General features: G+C 69.0%; 7 protein-coding genes. 3 read left to right on the plus strand and 4 right to left on the minus strand.

Annotated elements, in window-relative coordinates; genetic code table 11:
- Positions 1-412, plus strand: a 412-nt coding sequence (locus KDH83_RS28400; RefSeq protein ID WP_212321913.1) for an ATP-binding cassette domain-containing protein, incomplete at its 5' end; no start/stop codon positions are given.
- A 72-nt stretch (positions 413-484) separates the two neighbouring features.
- On the opposite strand, the gene KDH83_RS28405 is transcribed toward KDH83_RS28400, so the two are convergent.
- From KDH83_RS28405 to KDH83_RS28415, 3 genes are read right to left on the minus strand one after another with little or no spacing between them, the layout of a single operon-like run.
- On the minus strand, positions 485-1,468 hold the full coding sequence (locus KDH83_RS28405; protein ID WP_212321915.1) for an ABC transporter substrate-binding protein: 984 nt from the start codon (positions 1,466-1,468) through the stop codon (positions 485-487).
- Between the two features lie 21 nt (positions 1,469-1,489).
- Positions 1,490-3,136: an iron ABC transporter permease gene (locus KDH83_RS28410; RefSeq protein WP_212321917.1), complete on the minus strand. Its 1,647-nt coding sequence runs from the start codon at positions 3,134-3,136 to the stop codon at positions 1,490-1,492.
- A gap of 13 nt (positions 3,137-3,149) precedes the next feature.
- Complete coding sequence (locus KDH83_RS28415; protein WP_212321919.1) at positions 3,150-4,226, minus strand: ABC transporter ATP-binding protein; 1,077 nt, start codon at positions 4,224-4,226, stop codon at positions 3,150-3,152.
- Positions 4,227-4,478: 252 nt separating this feature from the next.
- Between KDH83_RS28415 and KDH83_RS28420 the strand changes: the two genes are divergently transcribed.
- Together KDH83_RS28420 and serB are read left to right on the plus strand one after the other, a co-directional pair.
- On the plus strand, positions 4,479-5,387 hold the full coding sequence (locus KDH83_RS28420; protein WP_212321926.1) for a LysR substrate-binding domain-containing protein: 909 nt from the start codon (positions 4,479-4,481) through the stop codon (positions 5,385-5,387).
- Between the two features lie 19 nt (positions 5,388-5,406).
- Entirely contained in the window at positions 5,407-6,141 is a 735-nt protein-coding gene (gene serB, locus KDH83_RS28425; RefSeq protein ID WP_212321928.1) for a phosphoserine phosphatase SerB, read from the plus strand.
- Positions 6,142-6,188: 47 nt separating this feature from the next.
- Here the strand turns inward: serB and fabV are convergent, their stop codons facing one another.
- The gene (gene fabV, locus KDH83_RS28430; protein WP_212321930.1) at positions 6,189-7,379 is read right to left on the minus strand and encodes an enoyl-ACP reductase FabV; all 1,191 of its coding nucleotides are present in this window, start codon (positions 7,377-7,379) and stop codon (positions 6,189-6,191) included.
- Positions 7,380-7,394: the final 15 nt, after the last annotated feature.

The raw sequence follows: 7,394 nt of genomic DNA on the forward strand, positions 1-7,394 counted from the left end.
CGCCAACCATGTGGGCTTCGTGTTCCAGTCGTTCCAGCTGCTGCCGAACCTGACCGCGCTGGAAAACGTCATGCTGCCGCTGGAATTGGCCGGCCAGCCGGCGCGCGAGGCCGCCCAGGCCATGCTCGAGCGGGTGGGGCTGGGCGAGCGCCTGCACCACTACCCGCGCACGCTGTCGGGCGGCGAGCAGCAGCGCGTATCGCTGGCGCGCGCTTTCGTGGTGAATCCGGATCTGTTGTTCGCCGATGAACCCACCGGCAGCCTGGACGCGGCCACGGGCGAGAAGGTGATTGACCTGATGTTCGACCTGCACCGCGAGCACGGCGCCACGCTGGTGCTGGTGACGCACGATCCGCAACTGGCGGCGCGTTGCGGCCGCCAACTGGTGCTGGCGGCGGGGCGGATGGCCTGACGGCCTGGCGGCGGTCCGGACTCCGGCCCCCGGTTTCAATGGGCGCCGGGAGCGGATCCGCCGCGTTTCTCCTTACTTCGTCTTGGCGACCGCCTGGCCCCAGGCGGCCACCACCGCCTCGTATTCCTGGGCGGCGGCTTCCTGGCTGATCGGGAAGATCTTGATCGAGGCCAGGTCGGGCAGGGTGGTCAGGCTGGCCACGGCCACGTCGCTGCGGGTGGGGCGGCGGAAGTTCTTCACCAGCTGCGCTTCCTGGGCCTCCTTGCTGAGCAGCCCTTCATACAGCGCCTGGGCGGCCTGCGCGTTCTTGGCGCCCTTGATGATGAACATGCCTTCCGGCGCCAGGTAGCTGCCCTCGGCCGGGTAGACCAGCTTGATCTCCTTCTGGCCGCCGGCCACGTATTCCTGGGCGGCGTATTCCAGCGTCATGCCGGCGGCGTATTCGCCGGCCGCCACGCCCTTGTAGGTGGTGCCCGACGAGGCCGTGACCACGGCGTTGGCCGCGATCCTGTCCAGGCCGGCCTGGCCGAACTGCTTGTACAGGCCGTAGACCAGCATGTAGGCCGTGCCGCTCTTGGACGGATCGGTGATGGCGAACTTGCCTTTCCATTGCGGCTGCATCAGGTCCGACCAGGACGCCGGCGCGGCCAGGCCCTTGAGCTGGCGCTCGTTGACCATCAGCACCATCACGTGCACGTTGGTGCCGACCCAAAGATCGTCCGGACCGCGGAACTCGGCCGGGATCTTGTCCAGGTCGGCCGGGCGGTACGGCTGCAGGTGCTGGCGGTAGGCGCCCAGCGTGCCGAAGCCGCCGCTCCAGAACAGGTCGCCGCGCGGGTTCTGCGCCTCGGCCTCGATGCGCTTCATCATGGTGCCGGTGCCGCCCGTGACCGGCTGCACGTTCAGCGACGGCGACTTCTTCTTGACGGCTTCCAGCGCCGTCTCGATGGTCTCGGTGTTGTTGGACGAGTACAGCACCACGTTCTGGGCCTGGGCGGCGCCGCAGGCGACCGAGGCGGCCAGCAGGCCGGATTGCAGCAGGTGTTTGATTTGCATGGCGAGTCTTCCTGGGACGGGTTATTTGCCGGAAAAGAGCTTGATGCGGAACGCCTTCACCGACACGATGATGGGCAGCACGATCACGGTGACCAGCGCGGCGCCGTAGGCCGAGGCCATGCCCAGGCGGCCGCCGTCGACCTGCCGGAAGATGGCGATGGGCATGGTTTCCAGGCCGCCGCTATAGGCCACGATGGACGCCGACAGCTCGGAAATCGTCGTCAGCCACATCAGCAGGGCGGCCGAGATGATCGAGGCCTTCATGGCGGGCAGCACGACCTTGAAGAAGGTCATCAGCGGCGACACGCCCAGGCTGATCGACGCCTCCTCGATCGAGTCCGGGATGTTGAACAGCACCGACGAGGCGTTGCGCACGGCGAAGGGCAGGCGGCGCACCGTGTAGCACAGCACCATGATGGCCGAGGTGCCGGCCAGCACCAGCCAGCCGGTGTTGAAGGTCTGCACCAGCGCGATGCCCAGCACCGTGCCCGAGATGGTCAGCGGCAGCACCACGATGTAGTCCAGCGCCTGGGTGAAGGCGCTGCGCTTCTTGATGGTCAGGTAGCTGACCAGCACCGCGAAGGCCACGCCCAGGACCGTCGCCAGCGAGGCGAACTTGAGCGAGTTCAGGATGGGTTCGGGCGCGCCGTGCAGCGCGCGCTGCATGCTGGCCAGTGACCAACTGCCCCAGTGCATGACCGGCCCGCTGGTCTTGGTGAAGGCGGCCACGAACACGATGATCAGCGGCAGCAGCGACACCAGGATCACCAGGCCCACGCCGCCGGTGTAGAAGATCGAGGCCCACGAGCGCACCCGCACGGCGGCCGGCGCGCGGCCCTGCGTCATGGTGTAGACCTTGCGCTCGACCACGCGCTTCTGGAAGAACAGCACGATGGCCACGATGGCGATGGACACCACCGACATGGCGCTTTGCAGCGTGGGGCTGCCGCCCATCTCGCTGACGAAGGTGTTGTAGGTCATGACCGACAGCAGCGGCACGCGGCTGCCCAGCAGCATGGCCAGCGCGAAATTGCCCACCACCAGCGTGAACACCACCAGCGCGTTGACCAGCACGGCGGGCAGCAGCACCGGCACCAGCACGCGCAGCTTGGTCGCCAGCGGCGGCGTGCCCAGGCTCAGGCCGGCTTCCTCCAGCTGTCCGTCGAAGCCGCGCAACGCGGCCAGCACGCCCAGGTAAATGTAGGTGTAGTACACCAGCGTCATCGAGAAGACCATGCCGGTCCAGCCGTAGAACGAAGGCAGCGAGATGCCGGCGTCGCCCAGCAGGTTGGTCAACAGGCCGTTGTTGCCCAGCAGCAGCAGCCAGGACTGGCCGACGATGATCTCGGGAATCACGATGGTGAGCACGGGCAGGATGGCCACCAGGTTCTTCAGCGGGAAGTCGTAGCGCGCCACCATGTAGGCGAAGGGCACGCCCACCAGCACGGTGCAGGCGGTGACGGCCAGGCCCAGGATCAGCGTGTTGCCGAAGGCCTCCAGATACTGCGAGTCCGCCAGCAGCGCGCGAAAGCCCTCCAGCGTATAGCCGCCGTCCGGGCCGGTGACGCTGTTGGCGAACAGCACGCCCAGCGGATACAGCACGAAGAACAGCAGCAGGATCAGGCTGATCGCGGTCAGCAGGCCCCAGGGCCACCATTTGATTTTCATGGCTGGCGCGTCCTCAGGCGTTCACGACCCGGCTGTCGGCGGGGATCAGCACCTGCACGGCCTCGCCGGGCTGGAACTGGGCGACCATGTTGCCCGCGTGCAGTTCGACGCGGAGCTCCGAGCCGTCCTCCAGCGCGATGCGGTAGGCGGTCTTGAAGCCCAGGTACTGGCGTCGCAGCACCTTGCCGGGCAGCGTGTTGGGGACGTAGGGCGCGGGCGCCATCAAGGCCAGCTCCTCGGGCCGCGCGATCAGCACGCCGCGCGCGTCCAGGCTGCCCGCGCCTTGCACGCCGTCGAAGTCGCGGCCGCACAGCTGGTAGCGCACCAGGCCTTGCGGAGCCTGGTCCGACACGGCCTGGGCCGGCACCGGGATCACGTTGGCCGAGCCGATGAAGTCCGCCACATAGGCATTGACCGGCGTGCCGTACAGCTCCTCGGGCGTGCCCAGCTGGGCGATGCGGCCGTGGTCCATGATGGCGATGCGGTCGGACATGGCCAGCGCCTCTTCCTGGTCGTGCGTGACGAACACGGTGGTGATGCCGGCCTCGCGCACCAGGTCCAGGATCACGTCGCGCATCTGCAGCCGCATCTTGGCGTCCAGGTTGGACAGGGGCTCGTCCATCAGCAGCACGCGCGGCCGGATCACCAGGGCGCGCGCCAGCGCCACGCGTTGGCGCTGGCCGCCGCTCATCTGCGCCGGGTAGCGCTGGGCCAGCGCCAGCAGCCCGACCTTGTCCAGCGCCTCGTTGGCGCGCCGGGTGATCTCGGCGCGCGCCACGCCGCGCGCCCGCAGGCCGTAGGCCACGTTGTCGAAGGCGCTCTTGTCCGGGAACAGCGCGTAGTCCTGGAACACCATGCCGATGTCGCGGCGGTGGGCGGACACGCGGGTCACGTCGTCCTGGTCGAACAGCAGGCGGCCGCCGTCGGGCGCGTGAAAGCCCGCGATGCAGCGCAGCAGCGTGGTCTTGCCGCAGCCGCTGGGCCCCAGCAGCGTGTAGAACGCGCCGTCCGGGATGTGCAGGGAAAGGTCGCGCAGCACTTGCTGCCCGCCGAAGGTCTTGACGATGCCGTCTACCGTGATCGATGCCATGTTGGATTCCTGCGAGGGATAGCCGGCATGATAGGAAGCGTCAACAGGCGCGACCAGCGACGTTTCTTAAGGCGTGGCGTTAGTTTTTCTAAGAGGTCGGCGCCGCCGCTATCCCCTAGAATGCCGCTGCATGGGCGCGCGCCCGCCCCGAGCGGGCCGCGGACCGGAAAAATAACGACACGACAAGGGAAACCGTGGGAAATCGCAGCACAGACTCGCGCCGCGCAGGCCGGCGGGCGGGCGCGGCCTGACATGGCCGGCCACAGCCTGCCGCCGCTCAAGGCGCTGCGGGTATTCGAGGCGGCCGCCCGGCTGCGCAGCTTCACGGCAGCCGCCGATGAACTGAGCATCACGCACAGCGCGGTCAGCCAGCAGATCCGCATCCTCGAGGACTACGTGGGGCAGCCCCTGTTCGCGCGCGAGGCGCGCGGCGTGGCGCTGCTGCCTTGCGCCCAGGCCTATTTCCCGGAAGTGCAGGCCAGCCTGGAACGCATCGCCGCCGCCACCGCCAAGCTGCGCGCGCCGGGATTCGCCGGCACGCTGCGGGTCTGCGCCACGCCGTCGCTGACCATGAAGTGGCTGATTCCGCGCTTGTCCGGCTTCCAGGCGCTGCATCCGGGCATCGATGTGCAGCTGACCACGCAGGGCCGTTCCTTCCTGGACCGGGGCGGCGACGCCGGCAGCGACGTGCTGCTGCGCCACGGCTACATGGCGCATGCCGAGCTGAGCTGCGTGCACTGCCTGGACGATTTCCATGTGCCGGTGGCCTCGCCGCGCTTCATCGAGCGCAACCGGCTGGCCGCGCCGGCCGACTGCCTGGGCCATCCGCTGCTGAAGGTCGCCGGCGGCATGGACTACTGGCCGCGCTGGTTCGCGCTGGCCAAGGTCGACGTGCCCGCGCAACTGCCCGGGCCGGTGTTCGATCATCACTTTTTGTGCATGCAGGCCGCCATGAACGACCTGGGCATCGCGCTGGCGCCGTGGTGCCTGTTGCAGGACGACATGGCCGCCGACCGCCTGCGTCCGCTGTTCGCGCAGCCGCAACTGCCCAACGCGGGCATCCACGCGCTGTACCGTCCCGACGGGCCGGCGGCGGCCGCGGCGCAACGATTCATCGACTGGCTGTGCGGGCAGGGGACCGAGCCGTCCCGTGGCGCATAGCGCAAGCTAGGAAATCCTCATGCCCGAACCCTTCGACCCGACCGCGAGCTCCGCCTATCCCGGCCTGAGCCTGCGCCGCCCCTGGACGCCGACGTCGCTGTCGGCCTACCGCGTCATTGCCTTCGACATGGACTCGACGCTGGTCGCCATTGAAACGCTGGACGAGATGGCCGCGCTGATGGGGCGCGGCGCCGAGGTGGCGGCGATCACCGAGGCCGCGATGCGCGGGGAGATCAGCGACTACAAGCAAAGCCTGCGCGAGCGGGTGGCGCTGCTGGCCGGCATGCCGCAGGCGCTGGCGGACCAGGTCTATGACGAGCGCTTGACCCTCAACCCCGGCGCCGAGGAACTGATCGGCGCCTGCAAGCGCGCCGGCCTGTACTGCCTGCTGGCGACCGGCGGCTTCACCTGCTATACCGACCGGCTGCGCCAGCGCCTGGGGCTGGACGATGTGCGCGCCAACGTGCTGGAGACGCGCGACGGCAAGCTCACCGGCCGGTTGCTGCCGCAGTCCTGGGGCGACATCTGCGACGGCGAGGAAAAGAAGAACAAGCTGCTGGAGGTCTGCGCGCGGCTGGGCGCGGCGCCCGGGCAGGCCATCGCGGTGGGCGACGGCGCCAACGACCTGCCCATGATGCGGGCGGCGGGGCTGTCGGTGGGTTTCCATCCCAAGCCGGCGGTGCGGCGGGAGGCCGACGTGACCATCGAGGCAGGCGGACTGGACCGCCTGCTGCAATTGTTCACGCCGGGATAGCACACTAGCGTGGCGCGCGGCCCGGGCAAGCGCCGGGCCGGCGCCCTTCAGGCCAGTCCGTCGATGCGCACGTGCGGATCGACCGGCGCTTCGTAGTCCACGCCCTCGACCTCGAAGCCGAACAGGCGCAGGAAGTCGGCCTTGTAGCCGGCGAAGTCCGTCAGCTCATTGATGTTGGCGGTCTCGACCTGGTTCCACAGCTCCTGCACGCGCGCCTGCACGGCGGGCGCCAGTTCCCAGTCGTCCACGCGCAGCCGGCCTTCCTCGTCCCGCAGCGGCGCGGGGCCGCAGATACCGTCGCGGTACAGGCGATAGACCTGTTCGATGCAACCCTCGTGCGTGCCATCTGCCTTCATGACCTTGAACAGCAGCGACAGGTACAGCGGCATCATGGGAATGGCCGAGCTGGCCTGCGTGACCACGGCCTTGAGCACCGAGACGCGGGCGTCGCCGCCGCGCGCGGCCAGCTTGGCGCGGATGTCCAGCACCTTGCGGTCCAGGTCCTTCTTGGCCGCGCCGATGGAGCCGTTCCAGTAGATGTCGTGGGTGATGCGCTCGCCCAGATAGGTGAAGGCCGTGGTGGTGGCGCCCTCGGCCAGCACGCCGGCTTCGAGCAGCGCGTCGATCCACATCTGCCAGTCCTCGCCGCCCATCACGGCGACGGTGGCGTCGATCTCTTCCTGCGTCGCCGGTTCCAGCGTGGATTCGCGCACGACCTCGCGGTCGGTATCCAGGCCGCGCAGCGTGACGGCGCGGCCCACGGGCTTGAGCACCGAGGTGTAGACCTTGCCGTCGCGCGGATGGCTGCGGCGCGGCGCGGCCAGGCTGTAGACCACCTGGTCGACCTGGCCCAGGTCGGCGCGGATGGCCTCGATGACCTGGCGCTTGATCTCGTCGGAGAAGGCGTCGCCGTTGATGCTGCGGGCGTATAGGCCCTCGGCCTGGGCGAACTTGTGGAAGGCGGCGCTGTTGTGCCAGCCGGGTGTACCGGGCTTGGACGGCTCGGACGGGCGCTCGAAGAACACGCCCAGCGTCTGCGCGCCGCCCGCGAAGGCCGCGCTGATGCGCGCGGCCAGGCCGTAGCCGGTGGACGCGCCGATCACCAGCACGCGCTTGGGCGCGCCGGCGATGGGACCCTGCTTGCGCACGTAGTCGATCTGCTGGCGCACATTGGCCTCGCAGCCGGCGGGATGGGTGGTCACGCAGATGAAACCGCGCACGCGGGGCTTGATGACCAGGCGCACGCCTTCCTG

This window comes from Achromobacter sp. Marseille-Q0513, assembly GCF_018195695.1.
Lineage (GTDB): Bacteria > Pseudomonadota > Gammaproteobacteria > Burkholderiales > Burkholderiaceae_B > Achromobacter.

Bases quoted from the DNA above. Each gene is read 5' to 3' on its own strand.
- KDH83_RS28405 (WP_212321915.1), bottom strand. From the start codon at position 1,468: ATGCAAATCAAACACCTGCTGCAATCCGGCCTGCTGGCCGCCTCGGTC.
- KDH83_RS28415 (WP_212321919.1), bottom strand. From the start codon at position 4,226: ATGGCATCGATCACGGTAGACGGCATCGTCAAGACCTTCGGCGGGCAG.
- serB (WP_212321928.1), top strand. From the start codon at position 5,407: ATGCCCGAACCCTTCGACCCGACCGCGAGCTCCGCCTATCCCGGCCTG.
- KDH83_RS28420 (WP_212321926.1), top strand. From the start codon at position 4,479: ATGGCCGGCCACAGCCTGCCGCCGCTCAAGGCGCTGCGGGTATTCGAG.
- KDH83_RS28410 (WP_212321917.1), bottom strand. From the start codon at position 3,136: ATGAAAATCAAATGGTGGCCCTGGGGCCTGCTGACCGCGATCAGCCTG.